The organism is Streptomyces sp. 11-1-2, assembly GCF_003595545.1.
Taxonomy (GTDB): Bacteria; Actinomycetota; Actinomycetes; order Streptomycetales; family Streptomycetaceae; genus Streptomyces; species Streptomyces hygroscopicus_B.
Genome location: NZ_CP022545.1, coordinates 11,148,045 through 11,174,716, shown reverse-complemented (window position 1 = coordinate 11,174,716; position 26,672 = coordinate 11,148,045). Strand labels below are relative to the sequence as shown.

Here is a 26,672-nt window from a genome sequence, read left to right as displayed (position 1 = left end):
TCATCCTTCGGAGGTGTGCGGGTCGGCCGTGCCGAGCGCGAGGGACATCAGCTCCTCCACGTCGAGGCCGTCGATGTCCACGTCGGTCAGCGCCCCCTCGCGCTGGTGCTCCGCCCCGGCCTCCTCCGAGGCCGCGTCGGCCTCCTCCGAAGCCGCGTCGGTCTCGGGAAACAGCTCGGTGGCCAGCTTCCGGGCCAGCGCCTGAGGGCTGGGGTGGCTGAACACCGTCGTGGCGGGCAGCCGGAGCCCTGTCGCCGAGTTGAGGCGGTTGCGCAGTTCGACGGCGCTGAGCGAGTCGAAGCCGATCTCGCTGAACGCCCGCAGCGGTTCCACCCGGTCGGCGGTGAGCCCGAGGACAGCGGCCGTATGCGCGCACACCAGGTCGGTGAGGACTCGCACCCGCTCGGCGGCGGGAACACCGGCCAGCAGCTCGGCGGTCGAGGTCTCGGCGACCGGCGTCCCGGCGACCACCCGGCGGACCCGGCGGCGCACCAGGTTGCGCCACAGCGGCGGCAACTCCGTCTCGCCGGACGGGTCGACGTCGATGGGCAGCAGCAGCGCCTCGTCACGGGAGAGCGCCTGGTCGAACAGGTCCAGCGCGGTCGCCGCGGGCAGCGCGCGGACACCCGAGCGGGCGATCCTGGCCCGGCCGGTTTCGCTGAGCGTGGCGGTCAGCTCGCTGGTGTCCGCCCAGAGCCCCCAGGCCAGCGACTGCGCGGTCAGGCCCTCGGCGGCCCTGCGTCCGGCCAGTGTGTCGAGGAACGCGTTGGCGGCGGCGTAGTTCGCCTGCCCGGCGTTGCCGGTGACGCCCGCGGCCGAGGAGAACAGCACAAAGCCGGCGAGGTCGTCGGAGCGGGTCAGCTCGTCGAGTACCGCGGCGCCGTCGACCTTGGGGCGGAAGACCGCGTCGACGTCCGCCCGGCCGAGCGAGCCGACCAGGCCGTCGCTGAGGGCACCGGCGGCGTGCACGACGGCGGTGAGCGGGCGCCGCGGCGGTATCGCGGCCAGGACCTCGCGCACGGCCGCCCGGTCGGCGACGTCGCAGGCGGCGAAGGTCACCGAGGACGCGCCGAGGGCGGTGAGTTCCGCCTCCAGCCCGGCCGCCGCCTCCGCGTCCTTCCCCCGCCGGCTGAGCAGCAGCAGGTGCCGGACACCGCGCTCGGCGACCAGGTGCCGGGCGAGCGTGCCGCCCAGTGTGCCGCTCGCGCCGGTGAGCAGCACCGTCCCCGCCGGATCCCACGGCCGGGGCACGGTCAGCGCGACCTTGCCGACGTGGCGCGCCTGGCTGATGTACCGGAACGCCTCCGCGGCGCGGCGGACGTCCCAGGCCCGGACCGGCAGCGGCGTCAGGGCGCCCCGCTCGATCAGGGCGGCCAGCTCGGCCAGCATGGTCCGGATGCGGTCGGGACCGGCGTCGAGCAGATCGAACGCCCGGTAGCGCACGGCAGGGTGGCGCGGGCCGATCTCGTCGGCGTCCCGGATATCGGTCTTGCCCATCTCCAGGAACCGGCCTCCTTCGGCGGTCAGCCGCAAGGAGGCGTCGATGAATTCGCCTGCCAGCGAGTTCAGTACGACATCGATCCCGTGCCCGCCGAGCGCCGGGCGGAAGGCGTCCTCGAACCGTGTGGTCCGCGAGGACGCCAGGTGGGAGGGGTCGACGCCGCCGGCCCGCACATCGCGCCACTTCGTGGGGTGGGCGGTGGCGAACACCTCGGCCCCCAGGTGCCGTGCGATCTGCACCGCGGCCATGCCGACACCGCCGGCCGCCGCATGGATCAGCACCCGGTCACCGGGTCGGACACCCCCGAGGTCGGTCAGCCCGTAGTAGGCGGTGAGGAAGGCGACGGGCGTCGCCGCTCCCTGGGCGAACGTCCAGCCGGCGGGCAGCGGCGCCAGCGTGCGGTGATCGGCCACCGCGACCGGCCCGGCGTAGGCGCCGGTGACCAGGCCCATCACCCGGTCGCCGACCGAGAATCCGGTGACGCCCGGTCCGATCTCGGTGATCACGCCTGCCGCCTCGCCCCCTTCGGGCCGGTCCCCGCCGGGCACCATGTCGAGTGCGACGAGGACTTCCCGGAAGTTCACGCCCATGGCGCGCACGGACAGGCGGACCTCGCCCTCCGCCAGCGGTGCCAGCACACCGGGGGCGGGCACGATGCCCAAGCCGTCCAGGTTGTCCGCGGAGTCCAGGTCCACGCTCCACGCCTCGGTGTCCGGCGGCGGGGTGAGGGCGGGCAGGGTGTCGTCCTCCGTGAGGCGGGGGGCGAACAGCCGGTCGCCCCGCACGGCGACGACGGGTTCGTCGCCGACGAGGGCGGCAGGTGGCACCTGCGGCGGGTCGGCGTCGGGATCGAGGTCGATGACCAGGAAACGGCCCGGGTGCTCGCTCTGCGCCGAACGAACGAACCCGGCGGCGGCCGCGGCGGCCGGGTCGGGCGCGCGGCGCTGGCCGACCGGGAACGCCCCTACCGTCACCAATGCGAGCGTCACGGCGGCGAACCTGTCGTCGGACAGCCATGACTGGACCGCGGCCCTGGCACGCTCGGTGAGTTCGTACGCGGCGGCCGTCGTGTCGCCGGGCCGCGGCACAAGACTCAGCAGGGCGACACCGGGGGCGGGCGCGGTGCCCATCGTGGCGGCCAGCGCCTCCACACCGGCATACCGGTCGGCGTCCAGGCCGTCGAAGAGACACCGGCCGGACTCCGGGCGGTCGGACAGGACGGCCGTCCTCGGCGGGGGTGACGTGGCCGCGGGCGTCTGCGTCCAGTCGACGCGCAGCAGCTTCGCGGTCCGCCCGCGGTGCGTGGAGACCGGCCTGCCCCCGGAGACCATCCTGGTGACGACCTCGCCGATGGTCAGGACGGGGACGTTGGCGGAGTCGGCGGCCAGGACCGACACGCTGTCGGTGCCCCGCGGCTCCATCCGTACGCGCAGCGCGCGGGCGCCGGACGCGGACACGGAGATGTCCGACCAGGTGAACGGCAGAAACGTCCGGCCCTCCGCCAGGCTTCCGTGTGCCATCACCTGCAGCGCCGAGTCCAGCAGGACCGGGTGGAGCACGAAGTCTTCGGGGGAGGCCGCTTCCGGCAGGGCGATCTCGGCGTAGCGTACGTCCCCGTCGAGCCACACCCGCCGCACGCCCTGGAACACCGGCCCGTACACGAGCCCGTCCTCCGCGAGGGCGGCGTAGAAGTCGCCGAGGTCCGCCTCGACGGCGCCCGCGGGCGGCCACGCCTCCCACCGCGGCCCTCCGGCGGCGGGCTCGCGGGCCACGGTCGCGGTCGCGTGCAACACCCAGCCCGTCGTGGTGCCCGCCGCGCGCGAGTGCACCGTCACCTCACGACGCCCCTCGCGGTCGCCTCCCACCGCCACCTGGACGTCGACCCGCTCGTGGCCGTCGAACACCAGCGGTGTGTGCAGGGTCAGTTCCTCGACGCGCCCGCAGCCGGTCTCGTCCGCCGCCCTGAGCACCATCTCCACGAAGCCCGCGCCGGGGAACATCACCGAGCCGAGCACGGCGTGGTCGACCAGCCAGGGGTGGGAGTCGATGGACAACGAGCCGGTCAGCATGGCGCCGCCGGTCTCGGCGACCTCCAGGACCGCACCGAGCAGGCCGTGCCCGGCACCGGTCAGGCCGACCGCGGACATGTCGCCGCCGTGTCCGGCGTCGGTGAGCCAGTAGCGCTCGCGCTGGAAGGCGTAGGTGGGCAGGTCGACGAAGACGGGGGCGCGGTCTGCCCACAGCGGGCTGAAGTCGACCGCCGCGCCGGCCGCGAACACCGCGGACACCGAGCGCAGAAACTGGTCCATGCCACCGGAGCCGCGGCGCAGCGTGCCCACCGTCGTCGCGGGAGCGTCCATCTCGGCGAGGGTGTCCTGCACCCCGGGCATCACCACGGGATGGCTGCTGACCTCCACGAAGGCGTCGAAGCCCTCGTCGGCGAGGCCGCGTACGGCGGAGTCGAGGCGCACCGGGCGGCGCAGATTGCGCAGCCAGTACTCGGCGTCCAGCGCGGTCCCGGACTCGAACCGCCCGGTCACGGTGGAGAAGAACGGCACTTCGGCCTGTCCGGGGGTCACGGTCTTCAGCGCGCGCAGCAGATCGTCGGCGAGCGGGTCGACCTGTGCGGTGTGGGAGGCGTAGTCCACCTCGATCCGGCGGGCCCGCACTCCTTCTCGTTCGCAGTGGGACATCAGGTCCTCGAGATCCTCGGGCGTGCCGGACACGACCACCGACTGCGGGCCGTTGACCGCGGCGATCTCCAGCTCCTTGGACCGGGAGGCGACCAGGTCGGTCGCTTCCGCGAAGCCGAGCGGGACCGAGACCATTCCCCCACGCCCGGCGAGTTTCTCCGCGATCAGCTTCGACCGCACGCACACCACTCGCGCCGCGTCCTCCAACGACAACGCACCGGCCACACACGCCGCCGCGATCTCCCCCTGCGAATGACCCACCACCGCCGCAGGCTCCACCCCGAACGACCGCCACAGCTTCGCCAACGACACCATCACCGCGAACAACACCGGCTGCACGACCTCAACCCGCCCCAACGCCACCTCATCCCCCAGCACCTCGGCCAGGGACCACTCCACCAACCCCTTGAAAGCGCTCGCACACTCCTCCATCGCCGCGGCGAACACCGGCGAGGACCCCAGCAACTCCACCGCCATCCCCACCCACTGCGACCCCTGTCCCGGAAACACGAAGACGACGTCGTGTGCGGACACACGCGCGGTGTCCGTGACGACGGCGCCGCTGGGCTGCCCGTCGGCCAGGGCGCGCAAGGCGGTGCGTGCCTCGGCGGGGGTGCCCGCGACCACGACCGCGCGAGAGCGCAGAGCCGCCCTGGTGGTGCACAGCGAACGGGCGAGGTCGGTCAGGTCGTGGCGGCCTGTGGCATCGAGCAACCCTTCCGCCTGGGCCCGCAGCGCGGCCGGGGTGCTCGCCGAGAGCACCAGCGGCATCACCATGTCCGTGGCCTCGGGCGGCGCAACGGGTTCGTGCTCGAACTCCTCGAGGATCAGGTGTGCGTTCGTGCCGGACGCGCCGAAGGAGGAGACGGCGGCGCGGCGCGGGCGGTCCACCTCCGGCCACGCACGGGCCTCGGTCAGCACCCGCACCGAACCCCACTCGACCTTCGACGACGGCGCATCCACATGCAACGACCGCGGCAACACCCCATGCCGCAACGCCATCACCATCTTGATCACACCAGCCACACCCGCCGCCGCCTGCGAATGACCGATATTCGACTTCACCGACCCCAACCACAACGGCCCACCACCCGACCGGCCCCCATACGTCCGCACCAACGCACCCGCCTCAATCGGATCCCCCAACACCGTCCCCGTCCCATGCCCCTCCACCACATCCACATCCCCCACCGACAACCCACCCGACGCCAACGCCCCACGAATCACCCGCTCCTGCGCAGGACCCGACGGCGCCGTCAACCCATTCGACGCCCCGTCCTGATTCACCGCAGAACCCCGCACCACCGCCAACACCCGACGCCCACAAGCCACCGCATCCGACAACCGCTGCACCACCACCAACCCCGCACCCTCGGACCAGCCGGTGCCATCCGCACCCTCCGCGAACGACTTGCACCGGCCATCCACCGCCAACCCCCGCTGCCGCGAGAACTCCACGAAGGCGGCGGGCGTGAACATCTGCGTCGCTCCGCCCACGAGGGCGAGGTCGCATTCGCCCTTGCGCAGCGAGTCGCCCGCCAGGTGCAACGCCACCAGCGAGGACGAGCAGGTGGTGTCGAGTGTCATGGCGGGCCCTTCCAGGCCCAGGCTGTAGGCGATCCGCCCGGAGGCGACGCCACCGGAGTTGCCGGTGCCGAGATAGCCCTCCAGCTCCTCGGGCGGCCTGGTCAGGCGGTCGGCGTAGTTGTGGTACATGACGCCGGTGAACACACCGGTCCGGCTGCCACGCAGCGAGTCGGGGGCGATGCCCGACCGCTCCAGGGCCTCCCACGCCAGTTCGAGCAGCACCCGGTGTTGCGGGTCGGTGGCCAGCGCCTCCCTGGGCGACATGCCGAAGTGCTCGGCGTCGAACCAGTCGCCATCGGTGAGGAAGCCGCCGCGTGCGACGTAGGACTTGCCGCGGCTGGCGGGGTCGTCGTCCAAGAGCCCTTCCAGGGCCCAGCCCCGGTCGGTCGGCAGTGAGGTGATGGCGTCGCGTTCGTCGATGACGAGCTGCCACAGTTGCTCGGGTGAGCTGATCCCGCCGGGATAGCGGCACGACATGCCCACGATCGCGAGGGGTTCACGGGCGGCCGACTCGCGCTCCTGCAGACGCTGCCGGGTCTCGTGCAGCTCGGCCGTGACCCAGCGCAGGTGATTGAGCAGTTCTTCCTCGTTCGGCATGACACGGGACCTGTCTGTGAGAGTGGCGGGAAGGGCTCTACTTCATGCCGAGTTCGTTGTGGATGAAGTCGAGGAGCTCGCCGGCGCTCGCCGTCCGCAGCTCCGCGGCGGGCTGCCGGGCCGGTGCGCTGTGCGCCTGCAGCCGGGCCAGGCGGTCGGCCAGAACGGTGCGCAGCGCCCCGTCGGTCGACGGCGCGGCGAGTGCCGCCTCGAGCTGGTCGAGCGCGGCCAGCAGCGCCTGCTCGGTGCCGGTCTCCGAGGCCAGTTCCTCGGCCATCTTCCCGGCGAGTGCGTCGGGGGTGGGGAAGTCGAAAGTCGTGGCGGGTGGCAGCCGCAGGCCGGTGACCGTGTTGAGCCGGTTGCGCAGATCCACGGCGGTGAGCGAGTCGAATCCGGCGTTGAGGAAGGGCCGTTGGGGGTCGATCTCGTCGCGCCGGGCGAATCCGAGGACGGCCGCGGCCTGCTCGCGTACCAGCCTCAGCAGTTCCCGTTTGCGCTCGGCCGGGCTCAAAGCGCCCATCCGGGCGGCGAAGTCCGGCTCGGCGACCGCGACCGCGGCGGTCGGTCGCAGGGGGCCACGGGCGGCCGGTGCCCTGCGCGCGGGCACCGTCACCGGGTCGGTACCGGCCAGCGCACGGTCGAACAGCGCTAGGCCCTCGGCCGTGGACAGGGCGCCGACGGCGGCCTGGGGGCGGGTGCCCTTGACCGGGGCGGTCAGCGTTGTCGCCTGTTCCCACAGGCCCCAGGCGAGGGAGTGCCCGGTGAGGCCGGTCGCACGCCGCTGGGTGGCGAGCGCGTCGAGGAAGGTGTTGGCCGCCGCGTAGTTGGCCTGCCCCGGAGAGCCGAGGATTCCCGCCGCCGAGGAGAACAACACGAACAGCGCGAGGTCCATGCCCTCGGTCAGCCGGTGCAGGTTCAATGCCCCGTCGATCTTCGGTGCGGCGACGGTGCGCAGCCGGTCCGGGGTCATCGAGGTGACGATTCCGTCGTCGAGCACGGCCGCGGCGTGTACGACACCGGCGAGCGGGAACTCGTCGATGCCGTCGAGCAACGTCCGGACCTGGTCCCGGTCGGCGATGTCGCAGGCCACCACGTCGGCCGTCGCACCCAGTGCACCGAGTTCGGCGACCAGCTCTGCCACACCGTCGGCCCGCGGTCCGGAGCGGCTGACGAGGACCAGGTGACGGACCCCGTGCGTCCCGGCCAGATGCCGCGCCACAAGGGCGCCCAGTCCACTGGTGCCGCCGGTGACGAGGACTGTCGATTCGGCCGGGAGCCGCGGGATGTCACCGTCGCTCCGGGCGGGCACGAGCCGGGGGGCCAGGACCGCGCCGCGGCGCAGGGCGAGCTGCGGCTCACCGGTCGCGAGGGCGGCGGGCAAGGCGTCGGCGGACTCGTCGTCGATGTCGACGAGGACCAGCCGCCCGGGGTGTTCGGTCTGCGCCGAGCGCACCAGGCCCCACACCGGTGTCTGCTGGAGAGCGGACAGGGCGTCGTCTGGACCGGTCGACACGGCGCCGCGCGTCACCACGACGAGGCGGGAGTCCGGACGGCCCTCGTTCAGCAGCCACCCCTGGACGGCCTCCAGTGCCCGGCCCGCCACCTCGACCGGTGCGTCCATGGCCTCGCATTCGTACATCACGACGGGGCCGGGGTCCTTGGCCGACGGGCTGTCCACGGGTGTCCAGTCGAGGCGGGACAGCAGTCCGTCCAATGCCGGACCGGACTCGTCGGTACGGAGCGGACGGGCACGCAGGCGGTCCACGGTGACCACCGGTGCGTTCGCCGGATCCGTGGCCAGCAGCGAGATGTCACCGGACGGCGTCGCGGCGACGCGCACCCGCAGTGACCGGGCCCCCGAGGCGTGTACCCGAACCCCCGACCAGGCGAAGGGAAGGGAGGTGCGGCCGGACTGCGCCGCTCCGAAGGCCATCACCTGCAGCGCGGCGTCGAGCAGCGCGGGGTGCAGCACGAACGCGGTCGCCGGCACCTCGTCGGGCAGCGCCACCTCGGCGTAGAAGGCGTCCGCGGACCGCCACATGGCCCGTACGCCCCGGAAGGCCGGCCCGTACCCCAGGCCGTCGCCCGCCAGCGTGTCGTAGAAGCGCTCGGTGTCCACCGCTTCCGCCGGTTCCGGCGGCCAGCTCCGCCAGACCTGGGCCTCCTCCGCGCGGTCGGTCGTGAGCGCGCTCGCGTGGTACGTCCAGTCCGAACCCGCCGTACGGGAGTGGACCTGGACATGGCCGTCGGTGGTGACCGACACCTGCACATCGACCCGCTCGCCCGCCGGGATGACCAGCGGGGCGTGGATGGTGAGCTCCTCGACGACCGGGCGGTGGACCTCGTCGCCAGCCCGGACGGCCAGCTCGACAAAGGCGGCACCGGGCAGGATCACCGAGCCGCGCACCGTGTGGTCGGCCAGCCACGGATGCGTCAGGAGCGAGAGCGCCCCGGACAGCACGATCTCGCCGGATCCCGCCATGTCCGCCCTCGCACCGAGCAGCCCGTGGTCCACCGCGGCCAGGCCGACCGTGGACACATCACCGCGAGCGGAGCTTCCGTCCAGCCAGAACCGTTCGTTGGCGAACGGGTACGTGGGAAGTTCCACCTGGCGGACGGCGGTGGGGAACACCGGGCTCCAGTCCACCTCGACTCCGGAAACGTGGGCTCCGGCCAAGGCCCGCAGGAACTGCGTCTGCCCGCCGGACTGCCTGCGCAACGTGCCCACCACGGCGATCTCGGTGTCCATGGCGGTGGCGGTCTGCTCGACCGCCGTGGTCAGCACCGGGTGCGGACTCAGCTCGACGAACGCCCGGAAGCCGTCGGCCAGCAGCGCCGACACGGCCCCGGTGAAGTCCACCGGTTCCCGCAGATTGGCGAACCAGTACTCCGCGCCCATGGTCGATCCGTCGACCAGTCCACCGGTCACCGAGCTGTAGACCGGGACGGTGCCCGTGGCCGGGGCGATCGGCGCCAGTGCCTTGAGCACGTCCTCGCACAGGTCCTGGACCATCGGGGAGTGGGAGGCGTAGTCCACCGCGATCCGCCGGGCCCGCGGCTCCCGCTCCGCCAAAGCCGCCACCGCCTCCGGCGTACCCGAGACCACGACCGACTCAGGGCCGTTCACCGCCGCCACCACAAGCCCCTCACCGAACGGCGCGACCAGCCTCTCGACCTCGGCCAACGGCAACGGGACCGACACCATCCCGCCACGGCCCGCAAGCCCCTCCGCGATCAGCCTCGACCGCACACACACCACACGCGCCGCATCCTCCAACGACAACACACCCGCCACACACGCAGCCGCGATCTCACCCTGCGAATGACCCACCACCGCCGCAGGCACCACCCCAAAAGACCGCCACAACCGCGCCAACGACACCATCACCGCGAACAACACCGGCTGCACCACCTCAACCCGCCCCAACGCCACCTCATCCCCCAACACCTCAACCAACGACCACTCCACCAACCCCTCAAACGCCCCCGCACACTCCTCCATCGCCCCAGCGAACACCGGCGAAGACCCCAGCAACTCCACCGCCATCCCCACCCACTGCGACCCCTGCCCCGGAAACACGAAGACGGGTCCGCCTTCGGAGACGACCTTCCCGGTGACCACGTCGTTGTGCGGCTCATTGGCGGCGCAGGCGTCGAGCAGTCCGGCCAGTTCCGGGCGGCGTGCGGCGAGCACCACCGCGCGGTGCGCGAACGCGGTGCGTGTGGTGGCGAGCGAGTGGGCGACGTCCGCGAGGGCGACACCGGAATGGCGTTCGAGGTGTCCGCGCAGCCGCCGTGCCTGCTCCCGGACTCCGGCGTCGTTGCGAGCGGAGAGGGGATACGGCAGCACATCGACGTCGACCGGGGCCTCCCGAACCGGTTCCTCCGCCGCCTCCTCCAGGACGAGGTGCGCGTTCGTCCCCGACACTCCGAAGGAGGAGACGGCGGCGCGGCGCGGGCGGTCCACCTCCGGCCACGCACGGGCCTCGGTCAGCACCCGCACCGAACCCCACTCGACCTTCGACGACGGCGCATCCACATGCAACGACCGCGGCAACACCCCATGCCGCAACGCCATCACCATCTTGATCACACCAGCCACACCCGCCGCCGCCTGCGAATGACCGATATTCGACTTCACCGACCCCAACCACAACGGCCCACCACCCGACCGGCCCCCATACGTCCGCACCAACGCACCCGCCTCAATCGGATCCCCCAACACCGTCCCCGTCCCATGCCCCTCCACCACATCCACATCCCCCACCGACAACCCACCCGACGCCAACGCCCCACGAATCACCCGCTCCTGCGCAGGACCCGACGGCGCCGTCAACCCATTCGACGCCCCGTCCTGATTCACCGCAGAACCCCGCACCACCGCCAACACCCGACGCCCACAAGCAACCGCATCCGACAACCGCTGCACCACCACCAACCCCGCACCCTCGGAGAAGCCAGTGCCATCCGCACCCTCCGCGAACGACTTGCACCGGCCATCCACCGCCAACCCCCGCTGCCGCGAGAACTCCACGAACAGCGCGGGAAGCGCCTGCACCGCGACGCCACCGGCCAGGGCGAGATCGCACTCCCCGCGCCGCAGCGACTCGCAGGCCAGATGCAGCGCCACCAGCGAGGACGAGCAGGCGGTGTCGATGGTGAGCGCCGGACCCCCGAGACCCAGCGTGTAGGCGATACGCCCCGATATCACGCTGGACACGTTGCCGATCACGACCTCCGACGTGTCGTCGGCAAGCGTGTCGTACCCCTGGTAGGAAGCGCCGACGAACACCCCCGTCGACCCGCCGTGCAGCGTCTCCGGGAGTATTCCGGCGTTTTCCAGCGACTCCCAGGCCACCTCCAGCGCGAGGCGCTGCTGCGGGTCCATCCCCCGTGCCTCACGCGGGGACACCCCGAAGAACGCCGGGTCGAAATCGCCCGCGTCGTCGAGGAAGCCCCCGCGCTCGGTCAGGCTGTCGCCGGGGGCGAGCCGCCATCCGCGGTCGCCGGGGAAGTCCGCGGTGGCGTCCACCCCGTCGGCCACCAGGTCCCACAGCTCCTCGGGAGTGCGCACCCCGCCGGGATACCGGCAGGCCATACCCACGATGGCGACCGGTTCCGGTACCGCGGACTCCAGCTCGCGCACGCGGGTGCGCAAGGTGTGCAGCTCAGAGGTCGCCAGCCGCAGATAGTCGCGAAGCTTGTCGTGGTCAGCCATCCGCCCGAGTCCTTGGTCGCGTGTGCTGTGTTGGTTGCCGTGGTCGCGGGGTCACCAGGTGACCGGTAGCGCGCTGACGCCGTTCACGAGTCGTTCGGTCCGCCACGGCACCTCGTCGGCGGGGACGGCCAGGCGCAGGTCGGGGAACCGGCGCACCAGGGCGGTGAGGACCATCTGGATTTCCACCCTGGCCAGTTGGGCGCCCAGACAGTGGTGTGCGCCGTGGCCGAAGGCGATGTGGGCGCGCGCGTCGCGGTCGAAGTCGATCTCGTCGGGGCGCTCGAACACGCTCGCGTCCCGGTTGCCCGCGGCCATGTGGACGACCACCACGTCTCCCGCGCGGACAAGGGTGCCGCCCAGCTCGACGTCCTCGATGGCCATCCGGGGGAAGTTGCCCGCCGCGGCGAGCGGGGTGTACCGCAGAAGCTCCTCGACGGCCTGGGGCACCAGGCTCGGGTCGTCCACCAGCCGCTGCCACCGTTCGGGGTGGCTCAGCAGCAGGTAGAGGAAGTTGCCGACCTGGTTGGCCGTGGTCTCGTGCCCGGCGAGCAGCAGGGTCATGCCGAACACCACGAGTTCCTGCTCGCTGAGCCGCTCGTCCTGGTCCCTGGCCAGGACCAGCCCACTCAGCAGGTCGTCGGCGGGCTCGGCGCGGCGCTGGGCGATCAGCTCGGCGAGGTAGGCGATGAGGCCGTCCCTGGCCTTGACGATCAGTTCGAGGTCCTCGGAGGCCACCGACATGATGTCGTCGGTCCACTGGGCGAACCTCGCGTGGTCGGCGATCGGCACACCGAGCAGCTGGCAGATCACCCGCACCGGCAGCGGCCAGGTGAGCGACCGGGCCAGATCCGCCGTGGTGCCGTCCGCCTCGATCCGGTCGAGCAGATCGTTGATGATCTCGTCGATCGCCGGGCGCAGCCGCTCGACCTGGCGCATGGTGAACGCCTGCGCCACCAGCCTGCGCAGCCGCGTGTGGTCGGGAGGGTCCATCGAGAGGATGGACATGTCGGTCTCGATCGCGGGCGTACTGCGTGCGACGTCCTTGCCCAGGGTGGCCGTGCGGCTGAACCGGGGGTCGGAGAGCACGACCTTGACGTCGTCGTAGCGGGTGACCAGCCAGCCCGGGCCGCCGTAGGGCATCCGCACCCTGGTCAGCGTCCCGGCACGGCGGGCCTCTTCGTACGCGGGGTCCTCGTCGAGTCCGTGCTGTGGGCCGAACGGGTAGGCGCGGATCTGGTTGTCGACAGCGGTCATCGTGGGAATCTCCTTGGGATGGCGCATGAGCGAGGTGAGGCGGGGGGGGTGGGGCGTGAGCCAGGCGACGCGGGCCTGGAGGGCGTGTCTCGACGTCAGTTGCGCGGCTGGGCGTGGTCCTGGTCGATGAAGCTGAACATCTCCTCGTCGCTCGACGAGGCGAAGTGGCCCGTGGCGAGTGGCTGCGGGCGTCGGCTGCTGAGCAGTGCCTCCATACCGCTCAACAGCGTGCCCACGTCGTCCGGCCCCGCCTCGTCGAGCAGGGATTCCAGACGGACCAGCAGTTTCCCGGCGTCGAAGTCATCACCGCCGAGCCGTCCGGCCAGGTGCTCGCCGAGTTCGGTCACGGTGGGAAAGTCGAACACCGCGGTGACGGCCATGCTCAGGCCGGTGAGTTGGGTGAGCCGGTTGCGCAGCCGTACCGACGTGAGCGAGTCGAAGCCGAGTTCGGCGAAGGGCCGGCGCGGGTCGATGACCGCCGCGTCGTCGTGGCCGAGCACGTCCGCGACCTCGGCACGGACGACGTCCCGCAGCTTCGCGGTGCGCTGTGCCGCGTCGAGCCCGGTGAGCAGGGTGCGCAGGTCGGCGGCGTCGGGTCGGGAGGCGGCCGCCGGGCGGCGGGCCTCGGGCAGCTCGTGCAGCAACGTGCCCAGGCCGTCGCGGGTGTGGGACGGCACCCGGTCCCAGTCGGCGTCGAATACGGCGATGGTGGCGTCGTCGCGGTTGAGCGCGTGTTCCAGTGCGGCCAGCGCGGCCTTGGCGGGCATGGCGGTCAGGCCCATGCGGCGCAGCCGTTCGTCGCCGACCACATGCGTGGCCAGGCCCTCGCCCGCCCATGCGCCCCAGGCCACGGCCAGGGCCTGTTCACCGGCCGCCCGGCGGGATACGGCAAGGGCGTCGAGCATGGCGTTCGCCGCCGCGTACGCACCGAGACCGGGCACTCCGAACACCCCGGATATCGAGGAGAACAGCACGAAGGCGGACAGGCCGCGACCGCGCGTCAGCTCGTCCAGCACCTGCGCTCCGCGCACCTTGGCCCCCGCGACCGCGGCGAAGTTGTCGGAGGTGAGCCTGTCCAGCACACCGTCGTCGAGGCTCGCGGCCAGGTGGAAGACGCTGGTGACCGGATGCGCGTCGAGTACCGCTGCCATCTGCTCCCGGTCGGAGACGTCCGCCGCGACGAACGTGACACGGGCACCGGCCTGTTCGCACTTATCGCGCAGCGCCTCGGCACCGGGGGCGCCGGGCCCCCGACGGCTGAGCAGGATGAGGTGCTCGGCGCCACGGCCCGCCGCCCAGCAGGCGATTTCCGCTCCGAGCCCGCCGGTGCCACCGGTGATCAGGACGGTTCCCTCGGCTGTCCAGGCTCGGGCAGGTGCCTCCGGAGCCGCGCGGACGAGCCTGCGTCCGTACTGCCCGGTGGAGCGGATCGCGACCTGGTTCTCGGCCTTCTCCTCGGCGAGCAGGGACCGCAGCCTGGCGACTGCCGACTCGTCCAGGTCCTGGGGGAGATCGACCAGGCCGCCCCAGTGCGTGGGGTACTCCCAGGAGGCGACCCGGCCCAGCCCCCACACACCCGCCTGGTCGATCCGCGGCCGCGGGTCGGCGGAGTCGACGGCCACCGCGGCGCGGGTGGCGATCCAGATCGGTGTGGCCACTCCGGCGTCGTCGAGGGCCTGGAGCATGGCCGCGGCTTCCACGGGCGTCTCGGGTGTGAGGACGACTCCGTCGGCCGGCGCCTGAGCGCTCAGCCGCTCGGCGAGCTCCGCGCGCGGTGCCTCCGCGGGCACGAGGACGGCCCGTTCACCGAGCGCCCGCACGACCGAGTCGGTCCATGTGGTGCCGGTGGCGCCGAGCACGAGCCAGCGTCCCGGTTCGGCGACGGCCGCGGGCTCGGGCAAACGGGACCAGTCGATCCGGTGGCGCCAGCGGTCCGCGACGGAGGTGCGATCACGGGGCGAGGTGACCCAGAAGTGCTGGTGCTGGAAGGCGTAGGTGGGCAGCTCGACCACGCGGGCGCCGGGGTAGGCGGGCCGCCAGTCGACGGACACGCCGTGCGCATACGCCTCGCCCAGCGCCCGGTACACACGGTCGAGTGTTCCCTCGCCGCGGCGCAGGGTGCCGAGCGCGACGGTCTCCGCCGTCTCCTCGATCGACGTGGTCAGCACCGGATGCGGACTCATTTCCAAGAAGACCTGGAACCCGCTCTCCACCAGCCCAGACACCGCGCCGTGAAAGTCCACCCGCTCGCGAAGGTTGCGGAACCAATACTCCGCACCCAACTCAGCACCATCCACCCGGCCACCCGTCACCGACGAGTAGAACGGCACCGAACCCGGCCCGGCAGCAACTCCCGCCAGCCCCTCCAGCACACCCCCGCGAATCGACTCCACCACCGGGGAGTGGGAGGCGTAGTCCACCGCGATCCGCCGGGCCCGCGGCTCCCGCTCCACCAAAGCCGCCACCGCCTCCGGCGTACCCGACACCACCACCGACTCAGGGCCGTTCACCGCCGCCACCACAAGCCCCTCACCAAAGGGCTCAACCAGCCTCTCGACCTCGGCCAACGGCAACGGGACCGACACCATCCCGCCGCGCCCCGCAAGCCCCTCCGCAATCAGCCTCGACCGCACACACACCACACGTGCCGCATCCTCCAACGACAACACACCCGCCACACACGCCGCCGCGATCTCCCCCTGCGAATGACCCACCACCGCGGACGGCTCCACCCCGAACGACCGCCACAACCGCGCCAACGACACCATCACCGCGAACAACACCGGCTGCACCACCTCAACCCGCCCCAACGCCACCTCATCCCCCAACACCTCAACCAACGACCACTCCACCAACCCCTCAAACGCCCCCGCACACTCCTCCATCGCCCCAGCGAACACCGGCGAAGACCCCAGCAACTCCACCGCCATCCCCACCCACTGCGACCCCTGCCCCGGAAACACGAACACCGGACGGGAGTCGAAGGTGCGCATGGCCCGGTCCTGGGTGGCGAGCCGGTCGAGTTCGTCCGGGCTAAAGGCCGCGGCACGGCAGGCGAGATCGGTGCGTGTGGTCGTGAGCGACAGGCCCACATCGACCGGACGCAGGTCGGGACGGTCGCGGAGGTGCTCGGCCAGGCGGGCCGCCTGTGCCCGCAGGGCCTCAAGGGTGCGTCCGGACAGCGGCCAGGGCACACCGGTCGGCCCGGCGTCGACGGCAGACGCCTCGTCAGGGAGGTCGGGTCCCTGTTCGAGGATGACGTGCGCGTTGGTGCCGGACACACCGAACGAGGACACTCCGGCACGCCGCGGCCTGTCGGCCTCCGGCCACGGCAGTGTTTCGGTCAGCACCCGGACCCCTGCCGGCCAGTCCACGGTGGACGCCGGTTCGGTCACATGCAGGGTGCGCGGCATGACCCGGTGCGCCAGGGCGGACACCGTCTTGATCACGCCGCCGATGCCCGCCGCCGCGGCGGCATGGCCGATGTTCGACTTCATCGAGCCCAGCCACAGCGGCTGTTCACGGTCCTGGCCGTACGCGGCGATCAGGGCGTTGGCCTCGATGGGGTCGCCGAGCACCGTGCCGGTGCCGTGCGCCTCGACCATGTCGATGTCCTGCGGGCGCAGGCGCGCGTTCGCCAGCGCCTGCCGGATCACCCGCTGCTGTGCCACCCCGTTGGGAGCGGACAGACCGTTGGACGCGCCGTCCTGGTTGACCGCCGAGCCACGCAGCACGGCGAGCACCCGGTGTCCGTTGCGGGTGGCCGCGGACAGCCGTTCCAGCACCACGAAACCGGCGCCCTCGGCCCATCCGGTGCCGTCCGCGTCCGCCGAGAACGCTTTGCACCGGCCGTCCGCGGCCAGCCCGCCCTGATGGGTGAACTCCTCGTAGGCGAACGGCGTCGCCATCACGGCGACACCACCCGCCAGGGCGAGGGCGCTCTCCCCGCTGCGCACGGATTGGGCGGCCGTGTGCAGCGCGACCAGCGACGACGAACACGCGGTGTCCACCGTGACCGCGGGTCCCTTGAGGTCCAGGGTGTACGCGATGCGGCCGGACAGCACGGCGGACATCTTGCCGGTGAGGACCAGGCCACCGAGCCCAGCCTCCGCCCCGTCGGCCGCGCCCAGGTAGTCCTGCTGGGACGCGCCCACGAACACACCCGTCGCGCTGCCGCGCAACGTACTCGGGTCGATCCCGGTCCTCTCGACCGCCTCCCACGCCGTCTCCAGCAGCACTCGCTGCTGGGGGTCCATGGCAAGGGCCTCACGCGGGCTGATGCCGAAGAACGCGGCGTCGAACCCGCCCGCGTCGTGCAGGAAACCGCCCTGTGCGGTCGTGCTGGTCAGCATCAGCTGGTCGAGATCCCAGCCGCGGTCGGTCGGGAACCCGGATACGACGTCCCGCTCATCGACGACGAGACGCCACAGCCCCTCGGGGTCGGCGACGCCACCGGGGTACCGGCACGCCATGCCGACGATGACCACCGGGTCGCCATCGTCCGCGGCGACGGTGCGCCGGATCGGGGCGTCGGCGCCCCCGGTCAGGAACGCGGCGACCGCGGCCGGCGTGGGGTAGTCGAAGGCAAGGCTGATCGGCAGGTCGAGGCCGGTCGCGTCGCCGAGGGCCGTGCGCAGTTGGGTCGCGGTCAGCGAGTCGAGTCCGAGGTCGGAGAAGGCACGGTCGGCCGGTACGTCGGCGGCCCGTCGATGGCCGAGCACGGCCGCCACGTGCCCACGGACCAGGTCCAGCATGTCCTGGGGGCCTTCGGTCATCGGGACGGCATCGAGGGTGTCGGCAGGATCGGTGGGCCAGAAGCGACTGCGCTGGAAGGCATACGTGGGCAGGTCCACCCGAGTGGCGTCGGGGAAGACGGCGCTCCAGTCGACCGCTACGCCGTGCACATGGGCGCTGCCCAGTGCGCGGACGAACTGGCCGAGACCACCTTCGCCGCGCCGCAGGGTGCCCAGGGCGGCGACCGTCGCTCCGGCGGCGTCCGCGGTCTGCTCAACGCTCATGGTGAGTACGGGGTGCGGGCTCATCTCCAGGAACATCTGGTGGCCCGCTGCCAGCAGGGCCGACACGGCCCCGGCGAAGTCGACCGGCTCGCGCAGATTGGTGTACCAGTAGTCGGCCGAGAGGCCGGTGGTTTCGATCTGCCCACCCCGCAGGGCGGAGAAGAAGGGCACCTCGGCGGCGACCGGCCGTAGCGAAGGCAGACCGGCCAGGACCGCGTCCCGGATCTCCGCCACCATCGGGGAGTGAGACGCGTAGTCCACCGCGATCCGGCGAGCCCGCGGCTCCCGCTCGACCAGAGCCGCCACCGCCTCCGGCGTACCCGACACCACCACCGACTCAGGGCCGTTCACCGCCGCCACCACAAGCCCCTCGCCGAAGGGCTCAACCAGCTCCTCCACCTCGGCCCGCGACAGCGGGACCGACACCATCCCGCCGCGCCCCGCAAGCCCCTCCGCGATCAGCCTCGACCGCACACACACCACACGTGCCGCGTCCTCCAACGACAACGCACCGGCCACACACGCCGCCGCGATCTCCCCCTGCGAATGACCCACCACCGCCGCAGGCTCCACCCCGAACGACCGCCACAGCTTCGCCAACGACACCATCACCGCGAACAACACCGGCTGCACCACCTCAACCCGCCCCAACGCCACCTCATCCCCCAACACCTCGGCCAGGGACCACTCCACCAACCCCTTGAAAGCGCTCGCACACTCCTCCATCGCCCCAGCGAACACCGGCGAAGACCCCAGCAACTCCACCGCCATCCCCACCCACTGCGACCCCTGCCCCGGAAACACGAACACCGGACGGGCCGAGGGCAGTGCCGTTGCCTGCACCAGGTCAGCGGACGGTTCGCCCTCGGCCAGGGCGCGCAGGCCCTCAGGGCTGGTGACCAGGGCCCGCCGCGCGAAGTGCGTGCGCGAGAGGGCCAGTGCCCGGCCGATGTCCCGCGCGGGCAGTGTGCGGCCCCTCAGGTGTGTGTCGAGCAGCCTCGCCTGCTCGCGCAGCGCGGACGTGTCCTGGCCGGAGAGCACCCACGGGCTCGGCCCCTCTGCCGTGGCTTCGGCCTGCGGCCGCGGCGCCGCCTGCTCGATGATCACGTGCGCGTTGGTGCCCGAGATGCCGAACGACGACACGCCGGCGCGCCGTGGCCGGTCCGTCTCCGGCCACGGCCGGGCGTCCGTGACGAGTTCGACGGCGCCGTCCGCCCAGTCCACGCGGGAGCTCGCCCGGCTCACGTGCAGCGTTGGCGGCACGATCCCACTCCGCAGCGCCGCCACCATCTTGATGACGCCGCCGACCCCGGCCGCCGCCTGGGAGTGGCCGATGTTCGACTTCAACGAGCCCAGCAGCAGCGGGCGTTCCCGGTCCTGACCGTAGGTGGCCAGCAGCGCACTGGCCTCGATCGGATCGCCGAGCCGCGTCCCGGTTCCGTGCGCCTCGATCACATCCACGTCGGACGGGCGCAGCCCGGCGTTGTCCAGTGCGCTGCTGAGCACTCGGCGCTGAGCGGAGCCATTTGGCGCGGTGAGGCCGTTGGACGCGCCGTCGGAGTTGACCGCCGAGCCGCGCAGCAGCGCCAGCACCTGGTGTCCGTTGCGTTCGGCGTCCGACAGCCGCTCCAGCACGAGCAGACCCGCGCCCTCGGAGAAGCTGGTGCCGTCGGCGTCGTCGGAGAAGGACTTGCAGCGGCCGTCGGGGGCCAGACCTTCCTGCTGGGTGAAGTCGATGAAGGCGGACGGCGTGGACATCACGGTCACCCCGCCCGCCAGGGCCAGGGAGCAGTCTCCCGACCGCAGCGCCAGCGTGGCCTGGTGCAGGGCGACCAGCGACGACGAGCACGCCGTGTCGATGGTGACCGCCGGGCCTTCCAGGCCCAGGGTGTAGGCGATCCGGCCGGACATCACGCTGGACGCGTTGCCCGTCGAGGAGAACCCGGGAGGCAGATCGGGAACCTTGTCGAGTACCGACTGGTAGTCCTGGTGCAGCGCGCCGACGAACACTCCGGTCCGGCTGGTGCGCAGGGTGCCGGGCACGATCCCGGCACGCTCCAGCGCCTCCCAGGCCAGCTCCAGCAGCAGCCTCTGCTGCGGATCGGTGGCCAGCGCCTCCCTCGGGGACATCCCGAAGAACGCCGCGTCGAACTCGGCCGCGTCGGGCAGGAACCCGCCGGAGCGGGTGCTCGACGGCACCTCGCCCCAGTCCCGGTCGGTGGGGAATTCGGTGATCGCGTCGCCGCCGGTCTCGACGAGTTCCCACAGCTCCTCGGGGCTGCGCACATCGCCGGGGTACCGGCAGGCCATGCCGACGATCGCGATGGGTTCGCTGCGGGTGGCCAGCAGCTTGTCCAGTTGCCGCCGGGTGCGCCGGAGGTCCTCGGTGGTCTCCTTGAGGAAGTGCCGCAGCTTGGCCTCTGTGCTGGTCATGAGATACCGAACTCCTTACCGAGCAGCTCGAACATTTCCTCGTCGGTGGCCTCGCCGAGATCGGTTTCCTGGGCCTCGGTGTCGTCGGTCACGAGCAGTGCCGACAGCCTGCGCATCACCTGCTCCCGGATCGCCGCGTCGCCGTCGAACCGGGCGAAGGCGTCCTCCAGCCGGGCCAGTTCGGCGAGCACCGGGTTCTCCTGGGGCTGGTCGCCGCCCAAGCGGGAGGACAAGTGCTCGGCCAGTGCGGTGGGCGAGGAGTGGTCGAAGACGATGGTGGAGGCCAGTCGAAGGCCGAGCAGGGTGCCGATCCGGTTGCGCAGTTCCACGGCGGTCAGCGAGTCGAAGCCGAGCGACTTGAACGGGCGGTCGGCCTCCAGCGACTGATCGTCGGAGTGCCCGAGCACCGCGGCGGCCTGCGCCCGCACCAGCCTGGTCAGCTCGGCGGCCCGGTCCGGCGGACCCATCCGGGCGAGGCGGTCGACGAGGGCGCCTTCGTCGTGGTCGGCGTGCCTGCGGCCGGTGGTGCCGGTCAGTGCCCAGAGGATGTGCGGTGCCGACGCGGCGGCCCGCAATGTCGGCAGGTCCAGGCGCATCCCGGCGACCGCGGGCCCGTCCTGCGCCACCGCCGCGTCGAACATGGCCAGCGCCTCCTCGGTGGACAGCGCGGGCAGGCCGGAGCGGGCGATCCGGTCGATGTCCCGTGCGGTCAGCGCGCCGGTCATGCCGCTCGCCTCGGCCCACAGGCTCCACGCGATCGACGTGGCGGGCAGACCCGCGGCCTTGCGATGGGCGGCGAGCGCGTCGAGGAAGGCGTTGGCGGCGGCGTAGTTGCCCTGGCCCGCGCTGCCCATCACGGCGGCGGCAGAGGAGTAGAGCACGAACGCGGCGAGGTCGAGGTCTCGGGTCAACTCGTGCAGGTGCCAGGCGCCGTCGGCCTTGGAGCCCAGGCTGGTGACCAGCCGTTCGGGGGTCAGCGACTGGATCACGCCGTCGTCGAGCACCCCGGCCGCGTGTACGACGGCGGTCAGCGGGTGCTGGTCGGAAACGGTGGCGAGAAGATCCGCCACCGCCGTCCGGTCGCCGACGTCGCAGGCGCGCACCAGGGCCTCGGCCCCGTATTCGGCCAGCTCCGCGACCAGTCGCGCCGCGCCGGGTGCGTCCGGTCCGCTCCGGCTGACGAGGAGCAGATGCCGTACGCCCCGCGTGGTCACCAGATGGCGGGCCAGCGACGCGGCCAGGCCGCCGGTGCCGCCGGTGATCAGCACGGTGCCCCGCGGATTCCAGCGCCGCGGCATGGTCAGTACGACCTTGCCGATGTGCTGGGCACGGCTGATGTACCGGAACGCCTCACGTCCGTGCCGGACGTCCCAGGTGGACACCGGGAGGTGCTGCAGCGCGCCGTCCTGGAACAGGTCGAGCAGGGCCCGCAGCCTCTCCTGTACGGCGTCGGGCTCCAGCTCCGCCAGGTCGAAGGCGCGGTAGCCGATCCCGTCCGGCACAGTGGTGCGGATGTCGGTCTTGCCCATCTCGGCGAACCGCCCGCCCCTCGGCAGCAGCCGCAGCGAGGCGTCCACGAACTCGCCGGCCAGCGAGTTCAGTACGGCATCGACGCCCCGGCCACCGGTGGCCTCCAGGAACCGCCGCTCGAAGTCGAGGGTGCGCGAGGAGGCGATGTGGTCGTCGGGAATGCCCAGCGAGCGCAGCACATGCTGCTTGGGTTCACTGGCGGTGGCGAAGACCTCCAGCCCCCAGTGCCGGGCGAGCTGGATGGCCGCCATGCCGACGCCGCCCGCGCCCGCGTGCACCAGCAGGGACTGTCCCGTGCGCACCTCGGACAGGTCGAGCAGACCGTAGTAGGCGGTCAGGAACACGACGGGCACCGACGCCGCCTGCGCGAAGGTCCAGTCGTCGGGCATCGGCGCGAGCAGCCGGTGGTCGGTGACGGTCAGCGGGCCGAAGGCGCCGACGGTCAGCCCGAACACGCGGTCGCCGGGCCGCAGACCGGCCACGTCCGGGCCGGTCTCCAGCACGACACCGGACACCTCGGCCCCCAGCGGGGTGGCGGCACGTCGGTTCATGCCCAGCGCGTCGAAGACATCGCGGAAGTTGACCCCGGCGGCCCGGACGTCGACCCGGACCTCCTGGGGTCCGAGCGGTTCCTCCGCGCGGGGCCACGGCACCAGGTCGAGGTCGTCGAGGCTGCCCTTGCGCATGGTCTCCAGGCGCCATGACGGACCGGGCGGTGGCGTCAGCGAGCCGGGCTCGGCCAGCCGGGCCGCGAGGAGGGCGCCTTCGCGCACCGCGAGCTGGGGTTCGCCACTGGCCAGCGCGCGCGACAACAGCTCGTCCGGCACACCGGGCTCGTCCGTGTCCACCAGGACGAACCGGCCCGTGTTCTCGGTCTGCGCGGACCGGATCAGCCCACGGGCGGCCGCCACCGCGGGCACGACGTCCTCGTCACCGACGGCCACACCGCCCTCGGTCACGAAGATGAGCGAGACATCGTCGAGCCGTGGCTCGGCCAGCCAGGCCCGCAGCAGGCCGAGCACCCGTGCCGTGAGCTGATGGGTGGCGGGCAGCATCTCCTCGCCCGCCCGATCGAGGCGGACCACGGCCGCGTCGACACCGGTGACCGAGTCGGGCAGTGCCCAGGTCCCCGGGTCGAGCTCGATGACGGCACGTGCGTGGTCCGGGTCGGCGGGCACGGGCCGCCAGGCGAGCCGGTACAGCGGGGCGTCGAGGACGGAGTCCACAGCGGTGTGCCGGCGCAGCACCAGGGACTCGGCGGTCAGCACCGGCGCGCCCGCGGGGTCGACGACGGTCAGCTCGACGGTGTCCGGGCCGATGCCGCGCAGCCGGGCCCGCAGAGAGGTGGCCCCGGTCGCGTACAGGCGCACCCCGCTCCAGGCGAACGGCAGCACACGGGTGCTGCCCAGCAGGCTGGTCGCGTGCAGGACGGCGTCCAGCAACGCGGGGTGCAGACCGAAGGCGCCCGCCTCGGCCCGCTGGTGCTCGGGGAGGACCGCCTCGGCGCAGGCCCCGTCCTCGGTGAGCCACGCGGCGCTCAGGCCCCGGAACGCCGGGCCGTAACCGTAGCCCTCCGCGGCGAGATCGTCGTACACCCCCGCCGGTTCGATCCGCTCCGCGCCCGGGGGCGGCCAGGAGGTGATCGACGGCGTGGGGGCGCCGCCCTCGTGCTCGCCGGTGGACAGTGTGCCGGAGGCGTGTTGCGTCCAGGTGGCTCCACCGCGAGCGAAGACGCGCACGGTCCTGCGGTGGTCGGCGGCGGGCCGGTCCACCCGGATCTGTAGCTGAACACTCCCCTGTTCCGGCAGGACGAGCGGCTTCTCCAGTACGAGTTCGTCGACCCGGTGGCAGCCGACCTCGTCGCCCGCGTGGATGACCATCTCCAGCAGGGCCGTTCCGGGCAGCAGCACCGTCCCGGCCACGGCGTGGTCCGCCAGCCAGGGGTGGGTGCCGAGCGACAGACGGGCGGTGAACAGATAGCCGTCGTCACCCGGCAGCTCGATCCCGGCCCCGAGCAGCGGGTGCTCCGGAACGCTCAATCCCGCCGCGGTGACGTCCACCGAGGTCGTGCCCCCACGGGGCCAGAAGCGCTGCGGCTGGAAGGCGTATGTGGGCAGTTCCACGCGGGTGGCGTCGGGGAAGACGGCGCTCCAGTCCACGGGGATCCCGTGCTGGTGCGCCAGGGCGAGCGAGAGGCGGATCCGGTCGAGTGTTCCCTCGCCGCGGCGCAGGGTGCCGAGCGCGACGGTCTCCGCCGTCTCCTCGATCGACGTGGTCAGCACCGGATGCGGACTCATCTCCAGGAAGACCCGGAACCCGCCCTCCACCAGCCCCGACACCGCGCCATGAAAGTCCACCCGCTCGCGAAGGTTGCGGAACCAATACTCCGCACCCAACTCAGCACCATCCACCCGGCCACCCGTCACCGACGAATAGAAGGGCACCTCGGCGGCGACGGGCCGCACCGAGGGCAGACCTGCCAGGACCGCGTCCCGGATCTCCGCCACCATCGGGGAGTGGGAGGCGTAGTCCACCGCGATCCGCCGGGCCCGCGGCTCCCGCTCCACCAAAGCCGCCACCGCCTCCGGCGTACCCGACACCACCACCGACTCAGGGCCGTTCACCGCCGCCACCACAAGCCCCTCACCAAAGGGCTCAACCAGCCTCTCGACCTCGGCCAACGGCAACGGGACCGACACCATCCCGCCGCGCCCCGCAAGCCCCTCCGCGATCAGCCTCGACCGCACACACACCACCCGTGCCGCATCCTCCAACGACAACACACCCGCCACACACGCAGCCGCGATCTCACCCTGCGAATGACCCACCACCGCGGACGGCTCCACCCCGAACGACCGCCACAACCGCGCCAACGACACCATCACCGCGAACAACACCGGCTGCACCACCTCAACCCGCCCCAACGCCACCTCATCCCCCAACACCTCAACCAACGACCACTCCACCAACCCCTCAAACGCCCCCGCACACTCCTCCATCGCCCCAGCGAACACCGGCGAAGACCCCAGCAACTCCACCGCCATCCCCACCCACTGCGACCCCTGCCCCGGAAACACGAACACCGGACGGGAGTCGGTGACCCGGGCGGCGGACAGCGTGACGGAACCCGGTTCTTCACCGCGGGCCATGGCTTCGAACGCGGTGCGCGCGGCCTTCCGGTCCCCGATCACGGTCGCGCTGTGCTCGAACCGGGTGCGTGTGGTCGCCAGGGAGTAGGCCAGGTCCGCCGAGCCGAGGTCCGGCCGGGCCTCGAGGTGGTCCGCCAGCGCTCGTGCCTGGGCGCGCAGCGCGGGCAGACTCCTGCCGGAGAGCTGCCACACGACCTGTTCGTCCTCCGCGAGCGGTGGCCGCTCGGGCGTCTCGGGTTCCGGCGCCTGTTCGAGGATGACGTGCGCGTTGGTGCCGGACACGCCGAAGGAGGACACTCCGGCACGTCGCGGCCTGCCGGTCTCCGGCCAGTCGGCCGTGTGCGCCAGCGGGGAGACCGCACCCGACGCCCAGTCGATACGCGAGGACGGCGCCGAGAAGTGGAGCAGACCGGGCAGCACTCCCGCGCGCAGCGCCGCCACCATCTTGATGACGCCGCCGACCCCGGCCGCCGCCTGCGAGTGGCCGATGTTCGACTTCAACGAGCCCAGCAGCAGAGGCCGTTCGCGGTCCTGACCGTAGGTGGCCAGCAGTGCGCCGGCCTCGATCGGGTCACCCAGCCGGGTGCCCGTGCCGTGCGCCTCCACGGCGTCCACATCGGAGGGTGCGAGTCCGGCGTTTTCCAGCGCGCTCCAGATGACCTGCTGCTGTGCGGTGCCGTTCGGTGCGCTCAGACCGTTGGAGGCGCCGTCGGAGTTCACCGCGGAGCCGCGGATCACCGCCAGCACCTCGTGGCCGTCGCGCTGGGCGTCGGAGAGTCGTCGCAGCGCGAGCATGCCCGCCCCCTCCGACCATGCCGTGCCGTCCGCGTCGTCGGAGAACGACTTGCACCGGCCGTCCGGAGCGAGGCCGCCCTGTTTGGTGAACTCCAGGAAGGGCGAGAGCGTGGTCATCACGACCACGCCGCCGGTCAGCGCCAGCGAGCACTCCCGGGCACGCAGGGCACGTACCGCCGAGTGGAGCGCGACGAGGGATGCCGAGCACGCGGTGTCCACCGTCAGGGAGGGGCCTTCCAGCCCGAGCGTGTAGGAGATCCGGCCCGACATGACACTGGCGGCGCTGCCGGTACCGACGTAGCCCTCGACCTGGTCGACGGTGTCCCGCAGCAGTTCCGGATAGTCCTGGGCACAGGTGCCCACGAACACGCCGGTGTCACTGCCCCGCAGGGAGTCGGGAGCGATGCCCACGCGCTCGACCGCCTCCCACGCCGTCTCCAGCAGCAACCGCTGCTGCGGATCCATCGCCACCGCTTCCCGGGGGCTGATCCCGAAGAACTCGGCGTCGAACCGGTCGATGTCCCGCAGGAACCCGCTGGCCTCGGTGGCCAGGCGGTCTCGCACCGAGGCCAGGTCCCAGCCGCGGTCGGTGGGGAACTCGGTGATCGCGTCCACTTCGGACACCGCGAGGTCCCACAGTTGCCCGGGGGTGCGCACACCGCCCGGGTAGCGGCAGGCCATGCCGACGATCGCGATCGGCTCCGTGGCCATGGCCTCGTAGCGGCGCAGTGACCGGCGGGTGCGTTTGAGGTCGGCGGTGACCCGCTGCAAGTAGTCGCGAAGCTGCTGCTCACTCATCAGACACCCAACTCCTCGTCAATCACATCGAACGGCGCGGCGTCGAAGCCGGGCACCCGGGTAGCGCGGCCACGGGCGCCGGGCCGGTCGCACAGGCGG

5 protein-coding genes are annotated in these 26,672 nt (G+C 72.2%); all 5 read right to left on the bottom strand.

Features of this window, described 5'->3' with window-relative positions; all coding sequences use genetic code 11:
- Nucleotides 1-6,378 carry a type I polyketide synthase gene (locus tag CGL27_RS47370; protein ID WP_119993906.1) on the bottom strand — a complete coding sequence of 2,126 codons (6,378 nt, stop codon included), beginning with the start codon at nt 6,376-6,378 and terminating at the stop codon, nt 1-3.
- 37 nt (nt 6,379-6,415) lie between these two features.
- Complete coding sequence (locus CGL27_RS47365) at nt 6,416-11,596, bottom strand: type I polyketide synthase (RefSeq protein WP_119993905.1); 5,181 nt, start codon at nt 11,594-11,596, stop codon at nt 6,416-6,418.
- 51 nt (nt 11,597-11,647) lie between these two features.
- Nucleotides 11,648-12,850: a cytochrome P450 gene (locus CGL27_RS47360; RefSeq protein ID WP_119993904.1), complete on the bottom strand. Its 1,203-nt coding sequence runs from the start codon at nt 12,848-12,850 to the stop codon at nt 11,648-11,650.
- 95 nt (nt 12,851-12,945) lie between these two features.
- A complete protein-coding gene (locus CGL27_RS47355; protein WP_119993902.1) occupies nt 12,946-20,301 on the bottom strand; it encodes a type I polyketide synthase in 7,356 nt (2,451 codons plus the stop codon).
- Nucleotides 20,298-26,573: a type I polyketide synthase gene (locus tag CGL27_RS47350; protein ID WP_119993901.1), complete on the bottom strand. Its 6,276-nt coding sequence runs from the start codon at nt 26,571-26,573 to the stop codon at nt 20,298-20,300. The genes CGL27_RS47355 and CGL27_RS47350 overlap by 4 nt, the downstream gene beginning before the upstream one ends.
- Nucleotides 26,574-26,672 lie beyond the last annotated feature (99 nt).

Excerpts from the sequence above, each read along its gene's own strand:
- CGL27_RS47370 (WP_119993906.1), bottom strand. The coding sequence starts at position 6,378 with ATGCCGAACGAGGAAGAACTGCTCAATCACCTGCGCTGGGTCACGGCC.
- CGL27_RS47365 (WP_119993905.1), bottom strand. The coding sequence starts at position 11,596 with ATGGCTGACCACGACAAGCTTCGCGACTATCTGCGGCTGGCGACCTCT.
- CGL27_RS47360 (WP_119993904.1), bottom strand. The coding sequence starts at position 12,850 with ATGACCGCTGTCGACAACCAGATCCGCGCCTACCCGTTCGGCCCACAG.
- CGL27_RS47355 (WP_119993902.1), bottom strand. The coding sequence starts at position 20,301 with ATGACCAGCACAGAGGCCAAGCTGCGGCACTTCCTCAAGGAGACCACC.
- CGL27_RS47350 (WP_119993901.1), bottom strand. The coding sequence starts at position 26,573 with ATGAGTGAGCAGCAGCTTCGCGACTACTTGCAGCGGGTCACCGCCGAC.